General features: G+C 74.0%; 17 protein-coding genes, 3 tRNA genes and 1 pseudogene. 12 read left to right on the plus strand and 9 right to left on the minus strand.

The genetic code is table 11. The features are described 5' to 3' along the window. The coding region (locus tag ABZY20_RS16920) for an SAV_2336 N-terminal domain-related protein (protein WP_356442280.1) at positions 1-3,918 on the plus strand (3,918 nt) is incomplete at its 5' end. A 138-nt stretch (positions 3,919-4,056) separates the two neighbouring features. Then, entirely contained in the window at positions 4,057-5,094 is a 1,038-nt protein-coding gene (locus tag ABZY20_RS16925; protein ID WP_356442281.1) for a rod shape-determining protein, read from the plus strand. Between the two features lie 11 nt (positions 5,095-5,105). On the opposite strand, the gene ABZY20_RS16930 is transcribed toward ABZY20_RS16925, so the two are convergent. Together ABZY20_RS16930 and ABZY20_RS16935 are read right to left on the minus strand one after the other, a co-directional pair. Further along, positions 5,106-6,059 (minus strand): anti-sigma factor RsbA family regulatory protein, encoded by a 954-nt coding sequence (locus ABZY20_RS16930; protein ID WP_356442283.1) that lies wholly within the window; start codon positions 6,057-6,059, stop codon positions 5,106-5,108. Continuing rightward, on the minus strand, positions 6,056-6,412 hold the full coding sequence (locus ABZY20_RS16935; protein ID WP_356442285.1) for an STAS domain-containing protein: 357 nt from the start codon (positions 6,410-6,412) through the stop codon (positions 6,056-6,058). Before ABZY20_RS16935 ends, ABZY20_RS16930 begins: the two co-directional genes overlap by 4 nt. 187 nt (positions 6,413-6,599) lie before the next feature. Between ABZY20_RS16935 and ABZY20_RS16940 the strand changes: the two genes are divergently transcribed. From ABZY20_RS16940 to ABZY20_RS16955, 4 genes are all read left to right on the plus strand, one after another. Continuing rightward, positions 6,600-7,298 (plus strand): ANTAR domain-containing protein, encoded by a 699-nt coding sequence (locus ABZY20_RS16940; RefSeq protein ID WP_356442287.1) that lies wholly within the window; start codon positions 6,600-6,602, stop codon positions 7,296-7,298. Positions 7,299-7,529: 231 nt separating this feature from the next. Next, a complete protein-coding gene (locus ABZY20_RS16945; protein WP_356442289.1) occupies positions 7,530-7,670 on the plus strand; it encodes a hypothetical protein in 141 nt (46 codons plus the stop codon). A 79-nt stretch (positions 7,671-7,749) separates the two neighbouring features. Then, positions 7,750-9,474 carry a polyprenyl diphosphate synthase gene (gene uppS / locus ABZY20_RS16950; RefSeq protein ID WP_356442291.1) on the plus strand — a complete coding sequence of 575 codons (1,725 nt, stop codon included), beginning with the start codon at positions 7,750-7,752 and terminating at the stop codon, positions 9,472-9,474. Positions 9,475-9,609: 135 nt separating this feature from the next. After that, positions 9,610-10,617, plus strand: a complete 1,008-nt coding sequence (locus tag ABZY20_RS16955) for a 2-dehydropantoate 2-reductase N-terminal domain-containing protein (protein ID WP_356442293.1) — start codon at positions 9,610-9,612, stop codon at positions 10,615-10,617. A gap of 115 nt (positions 10,618-10,732) precedes the next feature. Here the strand turns inward: ABZY20_RS16955 and ABZY20_RS16960 are convergent. From ABZY20_RS16960 to ABZY20_RS16970, 3 genes are all read right to left on the minus strand, one after another. After that, positions 10,733-10,806 (minus strand) — tRNA-Ile (locus ABZY20_RS16960). Positions 10,807-10,994: 188 nt separating this feature from the next. Then, a tRNA-Asn gene (locus tag ABZY20_RS16965) sits at positions 10,995-11,067 on the minus strand. Between the two features lie 5 nt (positions 11,068-11,072). Further along, positions 11,073-11,145: transfer RNA gene (locus ABZY20_RS16970), tRNA-Asn, on the minus strand. 158 nt (positions 11,146-11,303) lie between these two features. Between ABZY20_RS16970 and ABZY20_RS16975 the strand changes: the two genes are divergently transcribed. The 4 genes from ABZY20_RS16975 (at position 11,304) to ABZY20_RS16990 (ending at position 16,933) form a co-directional block, all read left to right on the plus strand. Next, entirely contained in the window at positions 11,304-11,609 is a 306-nt protein-coding gene (locus tag ABZY20_RS16975) for a YtxH domain-containing protein (protein ID WP_356442295.1), read from the plus strand. A 102-nt stretch (positions 11,610-11,711) separates the two neighbouring features. After that, positions 11,712-13,160: an FGGY family carbohydrate kinase gene (locus tag ABZY20_RS16980; RefSeq protein ID WP_356442297.1), complete on the plus strand. Its 1,449-nt coding sequence runs from the start codon at positions 11,712-11,714 to the stop codon at positions 13,158-13,160. 111 nt (positions 13,161-13,271) lie between these two features. After that, the gene (locus ABZY20_RS16985; RefSeq protein ID WP_356442298.1) at positions 13,272-15,005 is read left to right on the plus strand and encodes an ABC transporter ATP-binding protein; all 1,734 of its coding nucleotides are present in this window, start codon (positions 13,272-13,274) and stop codon (positions 15,003-15,005) included. After that, positions 15,005-16,933, plus strand: a complete 1,929-nt coding sequence (locus tag ABZY20_RS16990) for an ABC transporter ATP-binding protein (RefSeq protein WP_356442300.1) — start codon at positions 15,005-15,007, stop codon at positions 16,931-16,933. The genes ABZY20_RS16985 and ABZY20_RS16990 overlap by 1 nt, the downstream gene beginning before the upstream one ends. Before the next feature lie 99 nt (positions 16,934-17,032). On the opposite strand, the pseudogene ABZY20_RS16995 reads toward ABZY20_RS16990, so the two are convergent. Further along, positions 17,033-18,335: pseudogene (locus ABZY20_RS16995) on the minus strand (sigma-70 family RNA polymerase sigma factor). A gap of 139 nt (positions 18,336-18,474) precedes the next feature. On the opposite strand from ABZY20_RS16995, the gene ABZY20_RS17000 reads away from it, so the two are divergent. Both ABZY20_RS17000 and ABZY20_RS17005 read left to right on the plus strand, forming a co-directional pair. Beyond that, the gene (locus tag ABZY20_RS17000; RefSeq protein WP_356442302.1) at positions 18,475-19,092 is read left to right on the plus strand and encodes a hypothetical protein; all 618 of its coding nucleotides are present in this window, start codon (positions 18,475-18,477) and stop codon (positions 19,090-19,092) included. Continuing rightward, complete coding sequence (locus ABZY20_RS17005) at positions 19,089-20,087, plus strand: nucleotidyl transferase AbiEii/AbiGii toxin family protein (RefSeq protein WP_356442304.1); 999 nt, start codon at positions 19,089-19,091, stop codon at positions 20,085-20,087. Before ABZY20_RS17000 ends, ABZY20_RS17005 begins: the two co-directional genes overlap by 4 nt. Before the next feature lie 6 nt (positions 20,088-20,093). Here ABZY20_RS17005 and dnaG read toward each other — a convergent pair whose 3' ends face one another. The 3 genes from dnaG to ABZY20_RS17020 all read right to left on the minus strand — a co-directional run bounded on the left by dnaG (position 20,094) and on the right by ABZY20_RS17020 (position 24,728). Further along, the gene (gene dnaG, locus ABZY20_RS17010; RefSeq protein WP_356442306.1) at positions 20,094-22,010 is read right to left on the minus strand and encodes a DNA primase; all 1,917 of its coding nucleotides are present in this window, start codon (positions 22,008-22,010) and stop codon (positions 20,094-20,096) included. 29 nt (positions 22,011-22,039) lie between these two features. Further along, positions 22,040-23,305 (minus strand): FAD-dependent oxidoreductase, encoded by a 1,266-nt coding sequence (locus ABZY20_RS17015; RefSeq protein WP_356442308.1) that lies wholly within the window; start codon positions 23,303-23,305, stop codon positions 22,040-22,042. 145 nt (positions 23,306-23,450) lie between these two features. Then, on the minus strand, positions 23,451-24,728 hold the full coding sequence (locus tag ABZY20_RS17020) for a deoxyguanosinetriphosphate triphosphohydrolase (protein ID WP_356442309.1): 1,278 nt from the start codon (positions 24,726-24,728) through the stop codon (positions 23,451-23,453). Positions 24,729-24,820 lie beyond the last annotated feature (92 nt).

Consider the following 24,820-nt stretch of genomic DNA (forward strand, 5'->3'; position numbering starts at 1 on the left):
GCGCTGCAGCGCGCCCTGCGCCCGCTGAAGCGCACCGTGCCCTCCCCGCGCGCGCGGATGCTGGACGAGCGGGCGACCGCCGACCGGATCGCCCGGCTCGGCGCCCACCCCGGCGTGTGGGTCCCGGTGCTGCGCCCGGCCCCGGACCGCTGGCTGCGCCTGAACCTCGTGCACGACACGGGCCCGACGATGCCCGTCTGGCGCCCCCTGGTGAGCGAACTGCACACCGCGCTCGCCCAGTCGGGCGTCTTCCGCACGGTCACCCTGCACCCGGCCACGCCCGACGGCCGGGCCCGCCAGGTCCCCGACCTCGACGACGGCCGCACGGTCACCCTCGTCGTCAGCGACTGCATGGGCCCGCAGTGGCGCCCGGGCGAGGCGGGCGAGCGCTGGTACCGCACCCTGCACCGCTGGGCCCGCCGCATGCCGCTCGCCCTGGTGCAGCCGCTGCCGGAACGCCTGTGGCCCACGACGGCCCTGCCCGCCGTGCCGGGCCTGCTGACGTCCCCGTCCACGGCGGCCCCCTCGGCGACCCTGTCCTTCGCCCCGTACGACGACGCCCCGCCGCCCGGGCGGGCCCTGCCCCTTCCGGTCCTGGAACCGGGCGCGCCCTGGCTGGCCCACTGGGCGGCGCTGACCGCCGACCCGGGCGGCGCCCGCATCCCGGGCGCCGCGGCCTGGCTGCCGCCCCGCCCGGCGCCGCCCGCCGAACCGGCCCCCGACATCACCGCCTCCTCCCCCGAGGAACTGGTGCTGCGCTTCCGCGCGACCGCGTCCCCGGAGGCGTTCCGCCTCGCCGGGCATCTCGCGCTGGCGGTCCCGTCGGTTCCGGTGATGCGTCTCGTGCAGCGCGCGGTGGACCGCGATCCGCGCCCGCAGCACCTGGCCGAGGTGATCCTCAGCGGCATGCTCGCCTCCGTCCCCGGCCCGCCCGGTTCGTACGCGTTCCGGCCCGGGGTACGGGAGTTGCTGCTGCGCTCGCTGCCGCGCACCGCGCGGGGCCGGACCCGGGAGTTCCTCGAACGGATCGGCTGCCTGATCGACGAGCGGGCCGGGCTCGCGGCCGGGGAGTTCCGGGCGCACACCGGCGGCGGCCGGGGCGGCCCGGGCCCGGCGTTCGCGACGGTCAGCCAGGACACGGTCCGGCGTCTGGGCGGCGGGGAGCGGCCGGAGCCGTTGTTCGCCGGGCGGTACCGGGCGGCCGGTGCGCACGGCACGAACCGGAGCGTGTGGACGGCCGTGGACGTGCGCACGGGCCGGCAGGTGGTCGTGCACCGCCACGGCGGGCAGCCCGCACCGCACGCACGGTTCCTGCGGGAGGCGCGGGCGCTGGCCGGGCTGCGGGATCCGCACGTGGTGCGGGTGCTCGACCACGGGGTGGAGGACGGCACGCCGTACGTGGTCCGGGAGTTCGTCGACGGTCTGGCGCTGGCCGACGTGCTCTCGGGGATCACCTTCCCCACCTTCGCCCGCCTGGTGTGCCAGGGCCTGGCCGGCCTCGAAGCCCTCCACGCGCACGGCCTGGTGCGCGGGGAGCGCGGCCCCGCGGGGCTGTTGCTGCGGCCCGACGGCACGGTGATGCTGACCCGCGTCGCCCTGGGCGAGGAGTCGCGGGGCCGGAGCCCGGAGTCGGACCTGGCCGAGTTCCGCCGGCTGCTGCGGCAACTGGCCGCCGGTCTGCGGGTGCCGGCCGGGCACGGACGCCTGCTGGACCTGATCGAGGAGCGCAGACTGCCGGAGGCCGCCGAGCACGCCGCGCGCCTGACCGCCACCGCCGCCTGGCCGCCCCCGCGCTCCTTCGCCCTCCTCGGCCCGCTGCGGATCAGCGACGGCACCCAGGACATCGAGCCGCCCTCACCGCCGGCGCAGGCGCTGCTCTGCATGCTGCTCCTGCGCCCCGGACGGCCTCTGCCCCACGCCGAACTGGCCCGCGGCCTCTGGGAGGACCCGCCCACCGGGCGGCGGGCCGCCGTCCGCCTCGCGGACCTGGCCGCCGAACTGCGCCGCGTGCTGCCCCCCGGCGGCCTGGTCACCCTCCCGGACGCCTACGCCCTGCACGTGCCGGGCGCGTACATCGACGCGGCGCACTGCGAGGAGATCCGCGCGAACGACCCCCTGCGGGCCTTCGCCCTCTTCCACGGCGACCCCCTCGACGGCGTCCCCGGCCCCGCCGCCGCGGCCACCCGGGACCGCCTGCGCGCCCTGAAGGCGGACCTGCGGGCCGAACGGGACCGGATCACCGCCCGCGCCGACGCGTCCCGCGCCCCCTCCATCCTCTTCGAGGCCGACGACCTCACCGGCCGCCCCGAGGCCCGCATCACCCTCGAGTACGCGGTGCACGAGATGCTCTCCCGCGGCGCCCTGGCCGCCCACCGGTTCGACGTCCGGGTCCGCCCGGGCGGCTACGCCGTGCACACCGAGCCCGGCACCTACGTCCTGCCCGTCCTGGTCGCCGTCCTGCGCGGCCTGCCCGAGGTGCTCGCCGGGCTCGTGGACCCGCCGCCGCTGACCGTCACCTTCTGGGACCGGCCCGCTCCCCCGCCCCAGGTCCCGCGGCCGGACGGCATCCAGGTGCTGGTCTCCCCGGCCGTGTACGCGGAGTTCGCCGCCAGCTCGGCCGCCCAGGACCCGCGGCGTTTCTGGCCGCTCTTCCAGGACGGCGCCCCGGACGCCCCGCCCGTCGCCTGGTGCTGCGCGCTGACCCCCGCGGCGGACCCGGAGCCCGAGGCCCGTGATCTGGTGCGGGGCCCCTTCATCACGCACGACCTGCGCCGCCTGGGGATCCCGGCGCCGGGTCGGACCGCCGTCGTCCACACCCGTCCCGACGGCCCGCTCACCCTCTTCGACCCCGCCCGTCCGCACGGCGACGAACCGGCCGGCTCGGTGACGTACTACAAGGTGGACCTCACCACCCACCACTCCCGGCACCGGCTCTCCCTGCCCAGCTCCGGAAAGGGCGCGTTCGCCGCCGCGGTCGAGCTGTCCTGGCGCGTGGACGACCCGGTCGCCTTCGTCCGCGCGGAGGTGGCCCGGGTGGCGGAGCCGCTGCTCGCCCATCTGCGGCAGGAGGCGGCCCGGATCACCCGCCGCCATCCGCTGCGCCGGGCGGGCGCGGCCCAGCGCGCGGTCGACGCCGGGCTGGGCCGGTGGCCGGTGCCCGGGCTGTCGGTGCGGGCGTCGGTGCGGCTGGGTCCCGAGGGCGCGGCCCTGCCCGCACCGCACGAGGGCGCGTCGGCGCACCGCACGCTGTCCGGCCTCCTCGGCGAGGCGGAGTCGGTCCTGCTCGGCTTCGACGGCCCCATGGCCCGGCTGTTCTCCGCGAACTCCGCGCGCGAGGCCGTACGCGACCTGCTGGCCGTGGTCGCCGCGCACCGCGACGCGCGGGACGTCCCGGCCGCCGCCGATCCGGAGACGTTCACGCATCCGCTGGAGGTGCTGCGGGCCTTCGCCCGGGACCGGCTGCTCGGGCCGCTGCTGCGCGACCGCCTCGACGAGCTGGAGCTGCGGGCCGTCCCGGACGCGCCGACGACCCACCACTCGGTGCCGCTGGTGCGCGCCCTGCACGAGGCGGGCCGCCGGGTGAGCGTGGTCTCGGACGCGAGCGCGGCGGCCGTACGCGGCTATCTCGCCCCCTACGGCCTGCCCCTGGCCCGCGTCGAGGGCCGCGCCGCGGACCTCGCCCTGCTGACCCCGCACCCCGACTGCCTGCTGCGCGCGATGGACGGCGCGGGCGGCGGCACCGCGACCGGCGTGCTCGTCGGCTCCACGGTCGCCGAACTGACCGCCGCCCAGCAGGCCGGCCTGCGCTTCGTCGGACTCGCCCGGAACACCACCGCCGAACGGCAGCTGCGCGAGGCGGGCTGCGCCACCACCGTCACCTCCCTCGACCCGCTGCTCCGGGCCGCCCGCTCCCTGTGACGCGGCGTCAACCCCCCGTTCGGCGGCGCCCCGCCCGGCCCCCTCCGGAAGGCGGACCCCGCCGGCCGCCGCGCACGATGCCAGGGAGGCCCGCCGCCTGGCGGCCCCCCACGGTCTGCGCTCTCGGGAGGACCTGCCATGACCGCCAGTCTGGAGCAGCTACGCCGCTGCCACTTCGCCGTCGACCTGGGAGCGGCCCGCACACGCGTCTACGTCAAGGGCGCGGGGCTCGTCGTCGACCAGCCCTCCGCCGCCGCCGTCAACACCCGCTCCGGGGCGCTGATCGCCGTCGGGGAGCTCGCGGAGAAGATGACGGGCCGCACCCCGCACTACATCCGGGTGGTCCGCCCGGTCTCCGGCGGCACCGTCGTCGACATCGAGATGGCCCAGCGCATGCTGCGGCACCTGCTCGGCGACAAGATGCGCCGCAGCCTGCGCCGCAAGCCGATCCTGCGGGCCGCGGCGTGCACCCCGCACGACGCCGACCCGCTCGCCCAGCGCGCCGCGATCGAGACGCTGGTCGGCCTCGGGGCGCGGCGCGTGGAACTGGTCGACACGCTGATCGCGGCCGCCGTGGGCTGCGGGCTGCCCGTGGAGCAGCCCGAGGCGACCATGATCATGGTGTGCGGTGCGGCGGCCACCCAGGTGGCGGTGCTGTCCCTGGGCTCGATCGTGACCGCCGAGCGCATCCCGGTGGGCGGCGAGGCCGTCGACCACGCGATCGTGCAGCACCTGCGGCACGAGCACGAGCTGATGCTGCCGAGCCAGTCGGTCCGGCCGCTGCAGCTCGCCCTGTCGGGCAACGGCCTCACCGCGCAGGGCCCGGCCTCCACCGAGATCCACGGCCGGGACGTCGCCACGGGCCTGGCCCGCTCCGTCCGGATCGACACCGCGGCCGTACGGGACGCCATCCAGACGCCGCTGACCGCGGTCCTCGACGGCATCGGCCAGGTGCTGCGGGACTGCCCGCCCGACCTGGTCGCCGACCTCGCCGACCGGGGGATCATGATGGTCGGCGGCAGCGCCCTGCTGCCGGGCCTGGACCAGATGCTGCGGCAGGCGACCGGGATGCCCGTGCACATCGCGGAGCGGCCGGACGTGTGCGCCGTGCAGGGGCTCGGCGCGATGCTGGAGGGCAGGATCGAACCGCTGGCGCTGGACCCGCTGGGCACCTGAGGGGGCCGCGGTCAGCGGGCGAACCAGCAGCGCACGGTCGTCCCGCTCTCGCCCCGGTGCACGCGCACCAGGTCGGCGATCAGATTGACCAGCAGCAGCCCGCGCCCCCCGCGCTGCGCGCGCGGTACCCGCCGGCGCCCGGCCAGGAGGTCGGTGAGCCGCCCCGCGTCGCGCACCTCGCACACCACGTACCCGTCCTCGGGCCACACCCGCAGCTCACCGGTACCGCCGCCGTGCACCACGCTGTTGGTGACGAGCTCGGCCGCGGCCAGGGCCAGGTCGTCCAGCTTGACGCCGGTGAGACCGAGCCGGGACCCCTCCCCGACGGCGACGTGCCGGGCGTGGGAGAGCGAGTCGGAGTCGAAGGCGAGGGTCAGCGCGCCGGGGACGACCGGGAGCGGTTCGTTGTAGCGGTCGACGACGTCACCGGGGGCGTACGTGGGGCTGTCCTGCTCGGTCCGGGAGCCGGCGGGGATGACGGTGGGGTGGGTGGCGTACACGTCGGCGAGGACGTGGCCGGGCAGCCGCTCGCTGTCGTAGGGGCACAGGATGGTGGCCGGGCGGCCCTGGAAGGCGGCGTTGATCAGCGCCTCGTGCTGGGCGCAGGCGGGGTACTCGGTGCCGGAGCGGCCGGCCCAGAAGGGCTCACCGACGATCCGCACCCGGCGGCCGGCCGGCTGGGCGTCGGAGAAGGCCCGCAGCACACCGGGGATGATCCGCCCGGGGTTGCGTCCGGCCTCGCGCATGTCCAGCAGCCGCACGGCACCGGCGTCGGCCCCCAGGGCGTCCCGGATCAGGGCGAGGTTCCCGCCCGGCACCGCGACGGCCACCGGCTCGCCGGCCTCCAGGCCCTCGCGGACGAAGGGCACCGTGCCGTCGAGGTACTCCTGCTCGTCCCGGTACAGCAGCGCGGGGTGGGCGAAGGGGGTCAGGGGCCAGAAGGGCTCGGCCGCGGCGGCGGTCATGAGGTGGACACCTCGATCCCGGTCTGGTCGGGCCAGAGCAGCTCCAGCGTGCGTCGCAGCGCCGCCGGCGGACGGCTCACCACGAACCGCCGCCCCTCGCGCAGCCGCCCGGCGGCGGCCGCGAGCGCGTCGGCGCCCGCGACATCGACGAACGTCACGTCGGACAGCTCCAGGTAATACACGTGCTCACCTTCGCGAACGGCTTCTTCCAGTACGCCTTCCCAGATGGCGCGTGTCGTCAGGCCGACCTCACCGGCCGCCCGGACACCCCGTCGCCCGGCCAGCGGGAACACCGCCAGGCCCGGCACAGGACCCCGGTCCCCGGGCGCCGGCACCTGATACCGAGTGTTCACGCCCCGTCTCCTCCACGTCCCTGGATCACAGCGCTCGTACCCGCACGGGCCATGCTCATTCCCCCGCAGGGCGTGTACTACGCCGCACGGCGGGCAGGCGCACCTGAACGCGGGCGTCACGGGGGCGAGTGACGTCGCGCTGTCCGGGGAGACGCACAGGAGCGACGAGGACCGACAAGGCGGTGACATGACGTCAGCGGCATCATCACACCTCACCGGAGGGCTGAACAACCTGATCATCAGGGGCCGCGTCGACGCGGACGGTGCCGAGCTCACCCCGCGCGGTGAGCTCGTCCGCGGGTGCGGCGACGTTCTGGCCCGGGCCCTGGCGGAGCTGCCGGACTCGATCACGCGGGTCGGCCTCGACATGAAGGACGTGCACTTCATGGACACGGCGGGCCTGCAGTTCCTGGACGTGCTGAAGGACTACGGCCGCCTGCGGTCGGTGACGGTGACGGCGACGAACTGGAACGGGCAGCCGCGGCGGATCCTGGAGCTGGCGGGCCTGGACACCACCGACCCCCTGTCCGGCCCGGCCCCGGCACCCGAGCCGCCGGCGGCCCCGGTCGCCTCGGCGGTCGCCCTGGAGCGGGCGGAGCGGCTGCACACCCTGCAGTCGGAGGTCGAGCAGCTCCGGCACGCGATCGCCTCCCGGCCGGTCATCGACCAGGCCCGGGGCATCCTGATGGCCACCCACGGCTGCACGTCCGACGAGGCGTGGCACATCCTCCGGGAGACGTCGCAACTGTCGAACACCAAGCTGCGGGACGTCGCGGCCGCGGTCACGGCGAGCACGGAACCGGACGGCCCGGTACCGCCCGACGCCCTGCGCGCGGCCCTGCGCTCGGCCCTGCGCAACGGCCTGGCGAAGCGCCGCGCGAGGTGACGTCCGCCGGGGCGGACCCGTGGACTTCGGCGGGCTGCCGCCTGACGTCCACCCACGACGAGCCGCTCGTCGACCCGGGCGGGACGCGGTGGGGCCGGCCGGTCGACCGGACGGCTGACGTCACGCCGCCCACCGGGCCCCGGCGCTCCCCGGGCGCCCACGTCCGCCCGGGTGCGATCACCACCGCCCGACCCGGGTACCCGGAAGCCTGGAACGGCATGAGGAGGCACGATGAGCGACCAGACCCCGTCCCAGGCCGAAGGCGAGCGCGAGGACGATCAGGACACGACCCCGACCCCCACCCCGTCCCAGGCGGAGGGCGAGCGGGACGACACGGAGACGCAGGAGGACGGCGACACCACCACGGCCTAGGCCGTGGTGGCCCCTCCCGCGACGCGGCACCGGCCCACCTGCACGGACCCCCGCGCACCCGCGACGTAATGTCCTCGGTGTGAGCGAAGCGCCTGCCGACCCGGCCCTGCGGGCGGCCTACCGACTGTGCCGACGGCGAACCAGGAACGAGGACCCGGCGGAGTACGCCCTGATCCAGCTGGTCCCCGCGCCCCTGCGCCCGTCACTGCACGCCCTGTGGGCCGCCGCCAACGCCCTCGACGACCTGGGCGACGACCACACCGCGCCCGCCCCCGAGCGGGCCGCCCGCGTCGAGGCCTGGATCACCGCCCTGCACCGCGAGCTGCGCACGGGCACCAGCGAGGACCCGGTGCGCCACGCCCTGGTGGACACGGCGGCCCGCTGGCGCCTTGACCTGTCGGAGCTGAGCGAGGCGATGACCCAGGTCCGGGACGACACCCGGGGCAGGCGCTTCACCGACTGGGACGCATGGCGCGCCTGGGGGCGGGAGAACCTGCTGCCCTGGTTCGCCCAGGTCCGCACGATCCTCGACCGGGCCGGCGTCCCCGTGGCACTGCGGCTGGACACCCGCGAGGCCTACGAGGAGTTCCTCGACGGCGTCCGGCTCACGGACATCCTCACCGACCTGTCCGCCGACCTCGCCCAGGGCGACCTGCTGCTGCCCGACGAGGCGCTCGACCGGCACCCGGGCGCGGCGGGCGACCTGCTCGACCGCCGCTGGTCCCCGGCGGTCACGGCCCTGGTCTCTGATCTGACGGCCCTGGCCCGCCGGTGGACCGCCCAGCACGCCCTCACCCGCGGCATGCACCCCGGGCCCGCCACCGTCCTGGACACGATGGCCGCCCTGCTGCACGCCCAGCTCGACGCCGTCGACGCGGCGGGCCCGGCCGTGCTGCGCACCCGGCCCCGCCCCTCGCTGCTCGCCCGGGCCCGCGTCCTGGCCCCGGCCCGGGCCCGCGCGGCCCTGGCCTGGAGCCTGACGCCCCTGACGACGCCGCCGCCCCGGCGGGAGTTGCCGCGGGTCCCGCAGAGCGCGCCGGTCCGGCCGGCCGCCTTCCGCCGCCCGCCGCCCCACCCGAGCGGCGAGCGGCCGCCCGCCATCCCGCCCGGCCACCTCCCCACCCATGTCGCCGTGATCATGGACGGCAACGGCCGCTGGGCCGGGCAGCGCGGCCTGCCCCGCTACGAGGGCCACCGCGCCGGCGCCGGCGCGGTCCGCGAGGTCGTCCACGGCGCCCTGGACATCGGGCTGCGCCACCTGACGCTCTACACGTTCTCGACGGAGAACTGGAAGCGCGACACCGAGGAGGTCGACGCGATCCTCGCCCTGCTGCGCCGTGAACTGGCCGAGGACCCCTTCCGCGACCTGGACGTCCGCCTGCGCTGGCACGGCCGCGCCGACCGCCTGCCGCCCGACCTGGCCGACCTGCTCCAGCTGCGGGAGCGCACCACCCGCAGCCGCACCGGCCTGACGCTGACGATGTGCATCGACTACGGCGGCCGGGACGAGATCACCCGCACCGCCGCCGCCCTGGCCCGCCGGGCCCGCGCCGGCCACCTGGACCCGGACCTGATCACCGACGAGGACTTCGCCCGCCACCTGCCCCACCCGGACATGCCGGACGTGGACCTGCTCTGGCGCACCGGCAACGAACAGCGCACCTCCAACTTCCTGCCGTGGCACGCGTCCTACGCGGAGCTGCACTTCACCCCGGACCTGTGGCCGGAGACCGACCGCCGACATCTGTGGCAGGCCGTCACGGCGTACACCCACCGCCAGCGCCGGCACGGCTCCGCGAACTAGCCCTGGCCCGACCCCGGCGCCCGCGGGGTACGGTGGGCGCGGCGCACCGGGGCCTCAACTTCGCACTGGTTGGGCCCGGTTGGGGCGTGCGCCCGTGCCGTGCACGACGCCTGAAGCGGGGAGCCGGGGAGCGGAATGCGCTACGTCATCATCGGGTCCGGAGCGGTCGGCGGGTCGATCGGGGGGCGGCTGCACGAGAGCGGCCGGTCCGTCGTCCTGGTCGCCCGCGGCGCGCACTTCGAGGCGCTGCGCGGCAACGGGCTGCGGCTCACGGTCCCCTCCGGCACGCTCACCCTCGACGTGCCCGTCGTCGCGGGTCCCGAGGACGTCGCACTGCGCGAGGACGACGTGCTGGTCCTCGCGGTCAAGACGCAGGACAGCGACGCCGCCCTCCAGGCGTGGGCCGCGCGTCCGGTGGCGGGCGGAGGGACGGCGGGCGAACGCCTGGCGCTGGTGTGCGCCCAGAACGGAGTGGAGAACGAGCGCCGGGCGCTGCGCCTGTTCCGCGAGGTGTACGGCATGTGCGTCGTCCTGCCCGGCACGCACCTGGAGCCGGGGTCGGTCGTCGCGCCCTGCGGCCCGTACACCGGTGCCCTGGTCGTCGGCCGGTACGGGGCGGGCCCGGACGGCACCGTCCGGCGGATCGCGGACGACCTGGAGAAGTCCTGCTTCCTGGCTCCGGTGGTGGCGGACGTGATGCGCTGGAAGTACGGCAAGCTCCTCGGCAACCTCGCCAACGCGGTCGAGGCCCTGTGCGGCTCCGTCTCGGACGACGGCGCCGCACGGGACCTGGTCGCCCGGGCGACGGCCGAGGGCGCCGCGGTCCTCGGCGCCGCGGGCATCGCCTACGCGAGCGGGGCCGAGATCACCGGTCTGCGCAGCGGGACGGTCGAGCCGCGGCCGGTTCCCGGCGAGCACACGCACGGCTCGTCCTGGCAGAGCCTGGCGCGGGGCGCGGGGTCGATCGAGACGGACTACCTCAACGGGGAGATCGTGCTGCTCGGCCGCAGCCACGGCGTGCCCACCCCGGTGAACGCCGCCCTGCAGCAGGCCGCGCGGGAGAGCGTGCGTCTGGGCCGGGCGCCGGGCGCTCTGACGGCCGAGGACCTGGAGCGGCGCATCGCCGGGGCCGTCGCAAGCTGAGCAGTGAGGCACGTCACCACGTGAGCCCTGCCCGGCTTCTCCTGGGGACCGCATCCCCGAGGCCCTTGGTTCCCGCGGCCGTTGGGACGTCACGGCGGGACGAAGAGCTGCACAGTGGGGCGGGTGGGACTCGAACCCACGGCCGACGGATTATGAGTCCGCTGCTCTAACCGGCTGAGCTACCGCCCCATAGCGGCGTGTCGCGTACATGTGTGCGCGCCGTCTGCCGCAGCATAGCCGCTCATACGATCTCCTGCTCCGGATGGTCGGCTTGGCGACGGCCTTCGTGACCTTGAGGACTGCGCTGGACGCCGCGCGGTTCCCGGGCCGCGGAACGGACATGAAAAAGGACCCCTGAGGGGCCCTCGTTCATCCTGCTCCCCCGACTGGACTCGAACCAGTAACCTGCCGGTTAACAGCCGGCTGCTCTGCCAATTGAGCTACGGAGGACCGAGCTCCCCGGACTGGACTCGAACCAGTAACCTGCCGGTTAACAGCCGGCTGCTCTGCCAATTGAGCTACCGAGGAAGGTCTCGTTGCATCGAACGTACCTACCTGGGTATTCGCCAGGGGGCGCGCGCTCGCTGCGACACATACATTAGCGCAAGCAGGGGGGTGCTCCGCCAATCGGTACTCCCCGGCGCCGACGCCGCACCGGAGACCTACGCAAGGAAAGGGTGGCCGCCATGCGTTACCGGCTCACGTTCGTCGCCGGAGTCGTCCTGGGTTACGTGCTGGGCACGAGGGCCGGACGCGAGCGCTACGAACAGCTGAAGAAGTCAGCCCGGCAGTTCGCGCAGAACCCCGCCGTCCGCAACACCGCGGAGACGGCGGCCCACCAGGGCCGTGAGTTCGCGGGCAAGGCGTACCACGTGGTCAGCGACAAGGTCGGCGACCGGATGCCCGACTCGGTGGCGGACCGCGTCCGTCAGCTCCGCGACCGCGCCACCCACAACGGCGGCGAGGACGACTGGGGCACGAGCAATACCTGATCTTCAGACGCCGGCACGTCCCCGCGCCCCTGGAAGGGGCGCGGGGACTCGCACGACCGGCCACGGCTCGACCCGGCGCAGCGGTACGGCAGAATTTTGGTCATGGGGATAGTCGCCGGGTTGGACAGTTCACCCGATTTCACTCGTATCGTCGTCTGTGACGCGGACTCCGGAGCCGTGCTCAGGCAGGGATATGCGCCGCACCCGGTGGAGAGCCCCGAGGGCGGCGGCCGTCCGTCCGACGTCGACCCGCAGGCCTGGCTGCTGTCCCTGGGCGAGGCCGCGGGCGGCGGGCTGCTGGAGGGCGTGCAGGCGATCGGCGTCTCGGCGCAGCAGAACGCCGTCGTGCCGCTGGACGCGCAGGGCAACACCGTCCGTCCCGCGATGGTCGGCGGCGACCGGCGCACGCAGGTCGCCGCCGCCGATCTGGTGGACGCGCTCGGCGGGCGCGAGGCGTGGGCGCAGGCGGTGGGCTGTGTGCCGCAGGCCGCGCAGCCGGTGACGAAGCTGCGCTGGCTGGCGCGGACCGAGCCGGAGAACGCGCAGCGCACCGCGATCCTGCTGCAGGCGCACGACTGGCTGGTGTGGCAGCTGCTGGGCCGGCCGGTCCGGCGGACCACCGACCGGGGCGGGGCGTCCGGGACGGGGTACTGGTCGGCGGCGACCGGTGCCTACCGGACCGATCTGGTGGAGCTGGCGCTGGGGCACCAGGCGATGCTGCCGGAGGTGATCGGCCCGGCGGACGCGGCGGGGACCACACCCGAGGGGCTGCTGATCTCCGTGGGGACCGGCGAGACCATGGCGGCGGCGTTCGGTCTGGGCATCGGGCTGGGCGACGCGGTCGTGTCGCTGGGGGCGTCCGGGTCCGTGATGGCCGTGCACCCCGAGGCGCTGGTCGACGGCTCCGGGATGATCACCGCCCTGGCCGACGCGACCGGCATGCACCTGCCCGTCGTCACCACGCTGAACGCCGTACGGACCCTGCGCGGTACCGCCGAGCTGCTCGGGATGCCCGATCTGGAGAGCCTGTCCGACCTGGCGATGAAGTCGACGCCGGGGGCGCACGGGCTGGTGCTGCTGCCGTATCTGGAGGGCGAGCGGACGCCGAACCTGCCGCACACCGCCGGGACCCTGGCGGGGCTCAGGCGCGAGTCGATGAAGCCGGAGCACCTGGCGCGGGCCGCGTTCGAGGGGATGCTGTGCGGGCTCGCGGACGCGCTGGACGTGCTGCGCGCCCGGGGCGTGGAGGTGCGCCGGGTCTTTCTGCTCGGGCCGGCCGCCGAGCTGCCCGCGGTGCAGGCCGCCGCGCCCTCCCTGTTCGGGACGCAGGTGGTGGTGCCGCAGCCCGCGGACTACGCGGCGATCGGCGCGGCCCGCCAGGCCGCCTGGGCGCTCGGGGCGTCGCAGGGCACGCTCGACGCGCGCACCCCGCCGGCCTGGCAGGGCGCGGTCGCGCAGGTGCTGGAACCCGGGGAGGAACTGGCCGTGGGGCAGGCGGTGCGGCAGCAGTTCGTGGCGGTGCGCGAGCAGACGCATCCGGGGGCCTTCTGACCGGCTGGACCGCCTGTTGGGTTAATTCGGTTGAGGTAACGCCGGTGGAGTGGTCGACGATAGGGGCCAGGGGCAACCAACCGCCCCGTCGACCACTCCGAGAGAAGCAGCGTGCTCATACGACTTCTGCGGACCTATCTCAGGCCCTACAAGAGACCCATCACCCTGCTGGTGCTGCTGCAGTTCCTGCAGACCTGCGCCACGCTCTACCTGCCCACGCTGAACGCGGACATCATCGACCAGGGGGTCGTGAACGGCGACACCGGCTACATCGTGAGCTACGGCGCCCTGATGATCGGCATCTCGCTGGTCCAGGTCGTGTGCAACATCGGTGCCGTGTACTACGGCGCCCGGACGGCGGCGGCGCTCGGACGGGACGTGCGGGCGTCCGTGTTCGACCGGGTGCAGTCGTTCTCCGCGCGTGAGGTGGGTCACTTCGGGGCGCCGTCGCTGATCACGCGGACGACGAACGACGTCCAGCAGGTGCAGATGCTGGCGCTGATGACGTTCACGCTGATGGTGTCGGCGCCGATCATGTGCGTGGGCGGCATCGTGCTGGCGCTCGGTCTCGACGTGCCGCTGTCCGGGGTGCTGGTCGCGGTCGTGCCGGTGCTGGGCGTCTGCGTGACGCTGATCGTGCGGCGGCTGCGGCCGCTGTTCCGCGCGATGCAGGAGCGGCTGGACACGGTGAACCGGGTGCTGCGCGAGCAGATCACCGGCAACCGCGTCATCCGGGCCTTCGTGCGCGACGAGTACGAGCAGCAGCGCTTCCGCAAGGCCAACACCGACCTCACCGCGTTCGCGCTGGGCACCGGCAACCTGCTCGCGCTGATGTTCCCGATCGTCATGACGGTGGTGAACCTGTCGTCGATCGCCGTGGTGTGGTTCGGCGCGCACCGCATCGACAGCGGGGAGATGCAGATCGGTGACCTGACCGCGTTCCTCGCCTATCTGATGCAGATCGTGATGTCCGTGATGATGGCCACCTTCATGTTCATGATGGTGCCGCGCGCGGAGGTGTGCGCCGAGCGCATCCAGGAGGTGCTGGACACCTCCTCCAGCGTCGTGCCGCCGTCCGCGCCCGTGCGGGAGCCGCGCCGGCACGGGCATCTGGAGATCCGCGGGGCGGGCTTCCGCTACCCGGGTGCCGAGGAGCCGGTGCTGCGGGCCGTGGACCTGGTGGCCCGGCCGGGCGAGACGACCGCCGTCATCGGCTCGACCGGCAGCGGCAAGTCCACCCTGCTCGGGCTGGTCCCGCGGCTGTTCGACGCGACCGAGGGGCAGGTGCTCGTGGACGGCGTCGAGGTCGCGGAACTCGATCCGCGGCTGCTGGCGAAGACGGTCGGGCTGGTGCCGCAGAAGCCGTACCTGTTCGCGGGCACGGTGGCGACCAACCTGCGCTACGGCAACCCGGACGCCACCGACGAGGACCTGTGGCACGCGCTGGAGGTGGCGCAGGCCAAGGACTTCGTGGAAGGGCTGGAGGGCGGGCTGGACTCCCCCATCGCGCAGGGCGGGACCAACGTCTCCGGCGGTCAGCGGCAGCGGCTCGCGATCGCCCGGACGCTGGTGCAGCGCCCGGAGATCTACCTCTTCGACGACTCCTTCTCCGCGCTCGACTACGCCACCGACGCCGCCCTGCGGGCCGCGCTCGCGCAGGAGACCGCCGAGGCGACCGTGGTGATCGTCGCCCAGCGGGTGGCGACCATCCGGGACGCCGACCGGATCGTCGTCCTCGACGAGGGCCGGGTCGTCGGCACCGGACGGCACCACGAGCTGATGGCGGACAACACGACCTACCGGGAGATCGTGCTCTCCCAGCTCACGGAAGCGGAGGCTGCCTGATGGCCGGGCCCATGGGGCGGATGATGGCCGGGGGCGGCCCCGACCAGCGCTCGCTGGACTTCAAGGGATCGGGCAAACGGCTGGTCGCGCAGTTCCGGCCGGAGCGCGCGACCCTCTGCGTGCTGCTGCTGTGCGTGGTGCTCAGCGTCGGCCTCAACGTCGTCGGGCCGAAGATCCTCGGCAAGGCCACCGACCTGGTCTTCGCCGGCATCGTCGGGCGGGACATGCCCGAGGGGGCGTCCAAGGAGCAGGTCCTGGAGCAGATGCGCGAGCGCGGGGACGGTGACGTCGCCGACATGCTGCGCGGCACCGACTTCACCCCCGGCGAGGGCATCGACTTCACGGCCGTCGGGAACGTGCTGCTGCTCGCGCTGGGCGTGTTCACGGTGGCCGGGCTGCTGATGGCGGTGGCGACGCGGCTGGTGAACCGGGCCGTGAACCGCACCATGTTCCGGCTGCGGGAGGACGTGCAGACCAAGCTGTCGCGGCTGCCGCTGTCGTACTTCGACAAGCGCCAGCGCGGCGAGGTGCTGTCCCGGGCCACCAACGACATCGACAACATCGGGCAGACGCTGCAGCAGTCGATGGGGCAGCTCATCAACTCGGTGCTCACCATCATCGGCGTGCTCGCCATGATGTTCTACGTCTCCTGGATCCTGGCGCTGGTCGCGCTGGTGACCGTGCCGCTGTCGTTCGTCGTCGCCACGCGCGTGGGCAAGCGGTCGCAGCCGCACTTCGTGCAGCAGTGGCGCTCCACGGGCACGCTGAACGCCCACATCGAGGAGATGTACACCGGGCACGCCCTGGTGAAGGTGTTCGGGCGGCAGGAGGAGTCGGCGCGGCAGTTCGCCGAGCAGAACGAGGCGCTCTACGAGGCCGGGTTCCGGGCGCAGTTCAACACCGGCGTCATGCAGCCGCTGATGATGTTCGTGTCGAACCTCAACTACGTGCTGGTCGCGGTCGTCGGCGGGCTCCGGGTCGCCTCCGGCTCGCTGTCCATCGGCGACGTGCAGGCGTTCATCCAGTACTCGCGGCAGTTCTCCATGCCGCTGACCCAGGTCGCGTCCATGGCGAACCTGGTGCAGTCGGGTGTCGCCTCCGCCGAGCGGGTCTTCGAGCTGCTCGACGCGGAGGAGCAGGGCGCCGACCCGGTGCCGGGCGTACGGCCCGAGGAGCTGCGCGGGCAGGTGGCGCTGGAGCACGTGTCGTTCCGCTACGACCCCGACAAGCCGCTCATCGAGGACCTGTCGCTGCAGGTCGAACCGGGGCACACGGTGGCCATCGTCGGCCCCACCGGCGCCGGCAAGACGACGCTGGTGAACCTGCTGATGCGGTTCTACGAGGTCACCGGCGGGCGCATCACCCTGGACGGCGTGGACATCGCGCGGATGTCCCGGGACGAACTGCGCGCCGGGATCGGCATGGTGCTGCAGGACACCTGGCTGTTCGGCGGCACGATCGCGGAGAACATCGCGTACGGGTCCGCGCGCGAGGTCACCCGCGGGGAGATCGAGGAGGCGGCCCGGGCCGCGCACGCGGACCGGTTCGTCCGGACGCTGCCGGACGGGTACGACACCGTGATCGACGACGAGGGCACGGGCGTCAGCGCGGGCGAGAAGCAGCTCATCACCATCGCCCGGGCGTTCCTGTCCGACCCGGTGATCCTGGTGCTCGACGAGGCCACCAGCTCCGTCGACACCCGGACCGAGGTGCTGATCCAGAAGGCGATGGCCAAACTGGCGCACGGGCGGACCTCGTTCGTCATCGCGCACCGGCTCTCCACGATCCGGGACGCGGACGCGATCCTGGTCATGGAGAACGGCTCGATCGTGGAGCAGGGGACGCACGAGGAGCTGCTGGTGGCGGGCGGCGCGTACGCCCGGCTGTACGAGGCGCAGTTCGCGCAGGCGGTGGCAGAGGTGGACTGAGCCGCGTCCCGGGGGGCCGGGTGGGGTTGCGGGGCGGCTGCGGGCCGGCGAAGGGCTGGTCGCGCGGTTCCCCGCGCCCTTGGAGGGGCGCGGGCGCCATCAGTCCAGATAGCCCCTCAGCTGGTCCGCGAAAGCATGATCCCGCAGCTTGTTCAGGGTCTTGGACTCGATCTGCCGTATCCGCTCCCTGGTGACGCCGAAGATCCTGCCTATCTCCTCCAGCGTGCGCGGGCGGCCGTCGGCCAGGCCGTACCTCAGCTGGACGACCTTCCGCTCCCGCTCCCCCAGGGTCGACAGCACCGCCTCCAGGTGCTCCCTGAGCAACAGGAACGCCGCCGACTCGACGGGGCTCGCCGCGTCGCCGTCCTCGATGAGGTCGCCGAGGGCCACCTCGTCCTCCTCGCCGACCGGCGCGTGCAGGGACACCGGCTCCTGGGCCAGGCGCAGCACCTCGCCGACCCGCTCGGGCGGCAGGTCCAGCTGCGCGGCGACCTCGTCCGCCGTCGGTTCCTGGCCGCGCTCCTGGAGCAGGCGGCGCTGCACGCGCACGACCCGGTTGATGAGCTCCACGACGTGGACGGGGACCCGTATCGTGCGGGCCTGGTCGGCCAGGGCGCGGGACATGGCCTGGCGGATCCACCAGGTCGCGTACGTGGAGAACTTGTAGCCGCGGGCGTAGTCGAACTTCTCCACGGCCCGGATCAGTCCGAGGTTGCCCTCCTGGACGAGGTCCAGCATGGTCAGGCCGCGGCCGACGTAGCGCTTGGCGACGGAGACGACCAGGCGCAGGTTGGCCTCGATGAGGCGGCGCTTGGCCATCCGGCCCATGACCACGAGCCGGTCGAGGTCCATCGCCAACCGGCTGTCCAGGTCGGGGGTGTTGCCCAGCTTCTCCTCGGCGAACAGGCCGGCCTCGACGCGGCGGGCGAGTTCCACCTCCTCGGCGGCGGTCAGCAGGGGGATGCGGCCGATCTCCCGCAGGTACTGCCGGAACAGGTCCGAGGAGGGGCCGCCGGACTCGGCGCGCACGGGGGGCGGTTCGACGGGCTCGACGGGCTCGGTCGCCTCAGGCGTCCCGACGGCCTCGGCGGGCGGCTCCTCCGGTTCCGTCTCGGGGTGGTGCGCGACGCGGCTCTGCGCCGGGACCGCGGACAGGCCGCCGGTCTGCGCGTCCTGTTCCGCGTCGTCGGCGCCGAGGGCGCCACGGGCGGCGGTCTGGGTGAGGGTCCGGGTCTGCACGGGGGCGACCTCCAGGGTGATCGCTGCCCGGGACGGCGGCAGCGGTACTCGGGGGACGGAGTCGGCGGCCTCGCCGCTTTCCGTCCCGTACGCGATGAGCGGAACCGCGGGGGGACTGGAACCCGTCGGTGACGGATCGGCCGCGCTCCGAGGACTCAGGCACCGCACCCCAGTGTGGGGTACGACACATCGTCACCACGAGGGGCGTGCGGTGACTTTTTGCTTCCGGTCCGTGACCGGGCGGCAGCCCCCGGTGGGAAACCCGGATGCCTCGCCGGTGTCCCGTCTGCGACGATCGGCCGATGTCCGCATCCCTGTACGAGTCACATGTGACGGTCCGCTGCGGCGGCCCCGGTGAGTCCGCGCGGCTGGACCGCTGGGCGGCCGCGGGCGGGTACAAGCTCACGCACATCGTGCTGGCGCGGGGCCGGATGCGGGACCAGCCGATGCTCACGCTGTCCGGCTCGCCGTCGTACGCCGCCGAGGCGGCGCGCGTGCGTCAGGTGGCGGCGCGTCTGCGGGCGGACGGATTCGACCCGGTGCGCGTGAAGATCGAGTCCTCTCCGTGGGCTGAGGAGGTGCCGCGCCAACCGTGCGACGACGGACGGTACTTCGAGCACCACGTGAAGCTGCTGCTCGCCGCGGACACGGACCTGGCGGCCCTGGCGGAGCGGGTCGTGCCGCACGGCGCCCACCTGTCGTGGAACGCCCGGCGGGTGCGGGGCGCGCGGCACGAGCGGTTCGTGACCCAGCGGTGCCGCGCGGTGGACGCCGAGGGCGCGGGCCGGGCGCTGGAACGGCTGCTCGCCGACCTCGGCGGCTTCGACGTGCGGGACGTGGAGCGGGAGTTCGTGCTCCACGACAGTGACCTGACGGTGGACGACGGATGGCTTCAGGAGCCGATGGGGGTACGGACATGACCGGGACGGCGTGGGAGCGGTTCGGCCGGTGGAGCACCGAGGTCCCCCGGGAGCCGCTGGACGAGGCCACCCGCCGGGCGGAGCACCTGCCGAGGACGCTGCTTCCGGTGGTCGGGGACGACGTGGTGCGGCGCCCGGTCTTCGACCCGGCCCTGAAGCACCACCGCAACGCCTACCGGGCCACCGACCCGCGCTTCGCCGACCCCGAGCGGGGCGACGCGTGGCGGACGGCCCGCCGGCAGGCCCTGCGTCTGGTACTCGCGGCGATCGCCGACTCGCCGTGGGTGGACGCGCTGGTGCTGCGGGGCAGTGTGCTGATGTCGGTGTGGTTCGGGCAGGCCGCGCGGGAGCCCGGTGACCTGGACTTCGTCGTGGTGCCGCACACCTGGCGGATGGAGGACGGGCGCACGGACCGGATGCTGACCGGCATCGCCGAGGCGGCGCAGGAGCTGGCCGACGCGCGCGGCCGGAAGGTCGGCATCTCGGCCCGGGGCGCGGTCGTGGAGGACATCTGGACCTATGAGCGGGTGCCGGGCCGGCGCATGGTGCTGCCGTGGGGTGCGCCCGGACTGCCCGGCGGCCATGTCCAGCTGGACTTCGTCTTCAACGAGCGGCTGCCCGAGGAGCCCGAGCCGGTGGAGCTGCCGGACGGCGCGGTCGTCCAGGCGGCGACTCCGGGGCTGTCGCTGGCGTGGAAGCTGATGTGGCTGATCAACGACGCGCACGCCCAGGGCAAGGACCTGTACGACGCGGTCCTGCTGGCCGAGCGGTACCCGCTGCGCCGCGAGCTGCTGCACGAGGTGTTCCGGCTGTCGGGCGAGTGGCCCTGCCAGTACCGCGAGGAGATCCTGCTCCAGGACGTGGTGGAGGCGGTGGGGTACGTGGAGTGGAACCACTTCGTCACGGAGTATCCGCAGTTCCGGGACGACGAGCGGGAGTTCGCCGAGCGGCTGGTGCGGGCGGTGACGCCGGCCTTCGGGGAGGGCGGGTCCTGACCGGGGTCACAGCGCGGCGGCGCCGTGCGTCCGGAGGGTCTGGTCGTACTGCTGGAGGACCCACAGCTCGTTCTGCACGGCGGCCAGCTCGGCGGGGTCGCCGTGGCTGCCGAGGCGGGTGAGCCGGCTGGTGATGTCGCGGATGCGGCGCTCGACGGCCCGGCGGCGGACGGTGACCAGCTGGGCGCCCGCGTAGGTCTCGTCGACGCCCTTCACGCCCCTGTGCAGCATGATCGCCTCGACGGCCAGCTCCGTGACCATCGCGCGGACCGCGTCGTCCGGGGCGGCCTCGCGGACCCGGACCAGGTAGTCCTGGGGGTCCGCGACGCCCAGCTCGGCGCCGCCGGCGTCCAGGATGGCCTGGCGGACGGCGGCGTACGGCGGGGCGGTGAACTCGTCCACGCCGTACGCGTCGAAGGCCGGGGAGACCAGCTCGGGGCGCTGGAGGGCGAGTTTGAGCAGTTCGCGTTCGGTGGCGTAGACGGGGTTGCGGAGGTTGAGGGCGGGGCCGCGGGGGGCGGCGGAGGGCTGGGCGGCGGCGTACTCCCGTGGGGCCTGCCGGTCCGGGGCGGGTCCCTTGCCGCCGCGGTCGCGGGCCCAGCGGGCCAGCTGGCCCACGCGCTTGACCACGAACTGGGTGTCGAGGATGCCGAGCATGCCGGCGAGCTGGACGGCGACCTCGTGCTGGGCGCCGCTGTTCTTGATGCGGGCGACGATCGGGGCGGCCTCGTCCAGGGCGGCGGCGCGGCCGGCCGGGGTGTCGAGGTCGTAGCGGCTCACGATCTGGCGCAGGGCGAACTCGAACAGGGGGGTGCGCGGTTCGACCAGGTCGGCGACGGCCTCGTCGCCCTTGGCGAGGCGCAGGTCGCAGGGGTCCATGCCGTCGGGGGCGATGGCGATGTACGTCTCGGCGGCGAACTTCTGGTCGTCCTCGAAGGCGCGCAGGGCGGCCTTCTGGCCGGCGGCGTCGCCGTCGAAGGTGAAGATGACGCGTGCGCTGCCGTTGTCCATCAGCAGGCGGCGGAGGATCTTGATGTGGTCGCCGCCGAAGGCGGTGCCGCAGGTGGCGATGGCGGTCGTCACACCGGCGAGGTGGCAGGCCATGACGTCCGTGTAGCCCTCGACGACGACCGCGCGGGACGCCTTGGCGATGTCCTTCTTGGCGAGGTCGATGCCGTAGAGGACCTGGGACTTCTTGTAGATCGCCGTGTCGGGCGTGTTGAGGTACTTGGGGCCGTTGTCCGCCTCGTGGAGCTTGCGGGCGCCGAAACCGACGACGTCCCCGCCGACGTCCCGGATGGGCCACATCAGGCGGCCGCGGAAGCGGTCGATGGGGCCGCGGCGGCCCTCCTGGGAGAGGCCGGACAGGAGCAGTTCCTTGTCGGTGAAGCCCTTGCCGCGCAGATAGCGCGTGAGGTGGTCCCAGCCCTGGGGGCTGTAGCCGACGCCGAAGTGGACGGCCGCGGCCTGGTCGAAGCCGCGCTCGGCGAGGAAGATCCGGCCGGCGTCGGCCTCGGGGGAGGTCGCGAGCTGTTCCGCGTACCACTCGGCGGCGATCTTGTGGGCCTCGACCAGGCGGATGCGCTCGCCGCGCTGGTGGGAGGGGTTGTACCCGCCCTCCTCGTAGCGCAGGGTGATGCCCGCCTGGCCGGCCAGGCGCTCGACCGCCTCCGAGAAGGAGAGGTGGTCGATCTTCATCACGAAGGTGATGGTGTCGCCGCCCTCCTGGCAGCCGAAGCAGTGGAACAGTCCCTTGCTGGGGCTGACCTGGAAGGAGGGCGACTTCTCGTCGTGGAACGGGCAGAGACCCTTGAGGTTCCCGCCGCCCGCGCCGCGCAGCTGGAGGTACTCGGACACCACGGCGTCGATCGGGACCGCGTCCCGTACCGCCTTCACGTCCTCGTCGTTGATCCGTCCTGCCACGCGTGAATTCTACGGGGGCGGGGTGACAGCTACGGTGCGAGGTTTTCCAGCGGTACGTGCGGGTCGGCCAGGGAGTCCGTGTTCACCGGGGTCCTGGAGCGGATCAGGTGCTGGATCCTGTCCGTGACGCCCCATACGTTCACGTTCATCCCGGCCAGCACCCGGCCCTCCTTCACCCAGAACGCGATGAACTCGCGCTTGCCCGCGTCGCCGCGGATCACCACCTGGTCGTAGCTGCCCGGCGGCGCCCAGCCGGAGTACTCCATGCCCAGGTCGTACTGGTCGGAGAAGAAGTAGGGCACGCGGTCGTACGTCACGTCGCGGCCCAGCATGGCGCGCGCGGCGGCCGGGCCGCCGTTGAGGGCGTTGGCCCAGTGCTCGACGCGCAGCCGCGTGCCGAACAGGGGGTGCGGGAAGGAGACGACGTCGCCGGCCGCGTGGATGTCCGGGTCGGAGGTGCGCAGCCGCTCGTCGACGACGATGCCGCCGCCGTGGACGCGGTCGGCGATCTCCAGGCCGGCCGCCTCGGCGAGGTGGGTGCGCGGGGCGGCGCCGATCGCGGCCAGGACGTCGTGCGCCGGGTGCTCCTCGCCGTCGTCGGTGCGGGCCGCGAGGACCATGCCGTCTTGGCCGACGATCTCGGTGAGCCGGACGCCGAAGTGGAAGCGCACGCCGTGCTCGCGGTGCAGCTCGGTGAAGAGCTGGCCGAGCTCGGGGCCGAGGACCGCGTGCAGCGGGGTCGGCTCGGGTTCGACGACCGTGACCTCGGCGCCGTACTCGCGGGCCGCCGCCGCGACCTCCAGGCCGATCCAGCCGGCGCCCGCGATCACGAGGTGGCCGTTGTCCCGGCCGAGGTGGGTCAGGACGTGCTTGAGGCGCTCGGCGTGGGCGAGGCGGCGCAGGTGGTGCACGCCGGCCAGGCCGGTGCCCGGGATGTCGAGGCGGCGGGGCTCGGCGCCGGTCGCCAGGAGCAGCTTGTCGTAGCGGACGGCCGTGCCGTCGTCGCCGAAGCGGACCGTCCTGGCCGTGCGGTCGATGGCGTCGACGGTCTGGCCGAGGTGCAGTTCGATGTCGTGGGCCGCGTACCAGGCGGGCTCGTGCACGAAGACGCTGTCGCGTTCGGCCTTGCCCAGGAGGTAGCCCTTGGACAGCGGCGGGCGCTCGTAGGGGTGGTCCCGTTCGTCGCAGATCAGTATCACGCGGCCGGTGAAGCCCTCCTCCCGGAGCGTCTCGGCCGCCTTGGCGCCGGCCAGTCCGCCGCCGACGATGACGAATGTCTGATCCGCGTCGACCACTTGATGCCTCCTCGTCAGGGTGTCGCCACTTGCGAGCGTCCCGCACGGAGCGTGCTGCGGGAAGAGGGAGTGACCCGATCAGGCCACCGGGGTCATATGCGTACGTCACATGCGCCGCGGCCCGGCCGTCCCGGGGTCGCCCGTCTCACGCGTGCCCCGTCAGACGGGCGTGAAGCGAGCGGGCGGAGGTGTCGGTGAGGGAGGCGATCTGGTCGACGATCACCCGCTTGCGGGCGCGGTCGTCCGGCGCCTGGCCGAACAGCGCGCGGAACTGCGGGTCGAGGCCGTCCGGGGCGCGGGCGGTGAGTGCCTCGGCCAGTTCGGCGACGACGATCCGCTGGTCGGCGCGCAGCCGCTCCTGCTCGGCGCGCTGCATGACGTAGAGGTCGGCGACGGCCTTGAGGACGGCGCACTCCGTGCGGGTCCCGCGCGGGACGACGAGTTCGGCCGTGTAGCGGGTGAGCCGTCCGGCGCCGTGGGCGGCGCGGGTGGCGCCCTCGGCGGCCAGGCAGAAGCGGCCGATGAGCTGGCTGGTGGCGTCCTTCAGCCGGGCCTGGGCGACGGCCGTGCCGTCGTAGCCGTGCGGCCACCACTCCTGGGCGAGCAGCCGGTCGAGGGCCTCGGCGAGTTCGGCGGGGTCGGTGTCCGCCGGCACGTACCGGCCGAGGGCGACGCGGAAGACCTCCCGCCGTTCGGGTTCGGCGTGCAGGCAGTTGGGGTCGATGTGCCCGGCGTGCAGGCCGTCCTCCACGTCGTGCACCGAGTAGGCCACGTCGTCGGACCAGTCCATGACCTGCGCCTCGAAGCAGGTGCGGGTGCCGGGGACGTCCTTGCGGACCCAGTCGAAGACGGGGCGGTCGTCCTCGTAGACGCCGAACTTGCCCGACGCCGGGTCGGTGGGGTGGGCGCCGCGCGGCCAGGGGTACTTGGTGGCGGCGTCGAGGGCGGCGCGGGTGAGGTTGAGGCCGACGGAGCCCTCGGGGGTGAACCGCTTGGGCTCGATGCGGGTGAGGAGCCGGAGGGACTGGGCGTTGCCCTCGAAGCCGCCGCAGTCGGCGGCGAACTCGTTGAGGGCCTGTTCGCCGTTGTGGCCGAAGGGCGGGTGGCCGAGGTCGTGGGAGAGGCAGGCGGCTTCGACGAGGTCGGGGTCGCAGCCGAGGGCTGCGCCCAGTTCACGGCCGACCTGGGCGCATTCCAGGGAGTGGGTGAGGCGGGTGCGGGGGCTGGCGTCCCAGGCCGGGCCGAGGGTGCCGGGCGTCACCACCTGGGTCTTGCCGGCGAGCCTTCTCAGGGCGGCACTGTGCAGGACCCGGGCCCGGTCGCGCTGGAAGGCCGTGCGGCCGGGGCGTTTGTCCGGTTCCGGGGCCCAGCGCTCGACGGACGCCGGGTCGTAGGCCGTGGGGTGTGTCGTGGTGCCTGCCATGGGTCGACAGTACGGGCACGGGGGTACCGCGTGCCTGAGCGTCTGCCGGGTTCGGTGGTGTGGCGCGTGCGGGTTCGCGGTGGCTCGTCGCG

It is taken from the genome of Streptomyces sp. NPDC006624 (assembly GCF_040611555.1).
Lineage (GTDB): Bacteria > Actinomycetota > Actinomycetes > Streptomycetales > Streptomycetaceae > Streptomyces.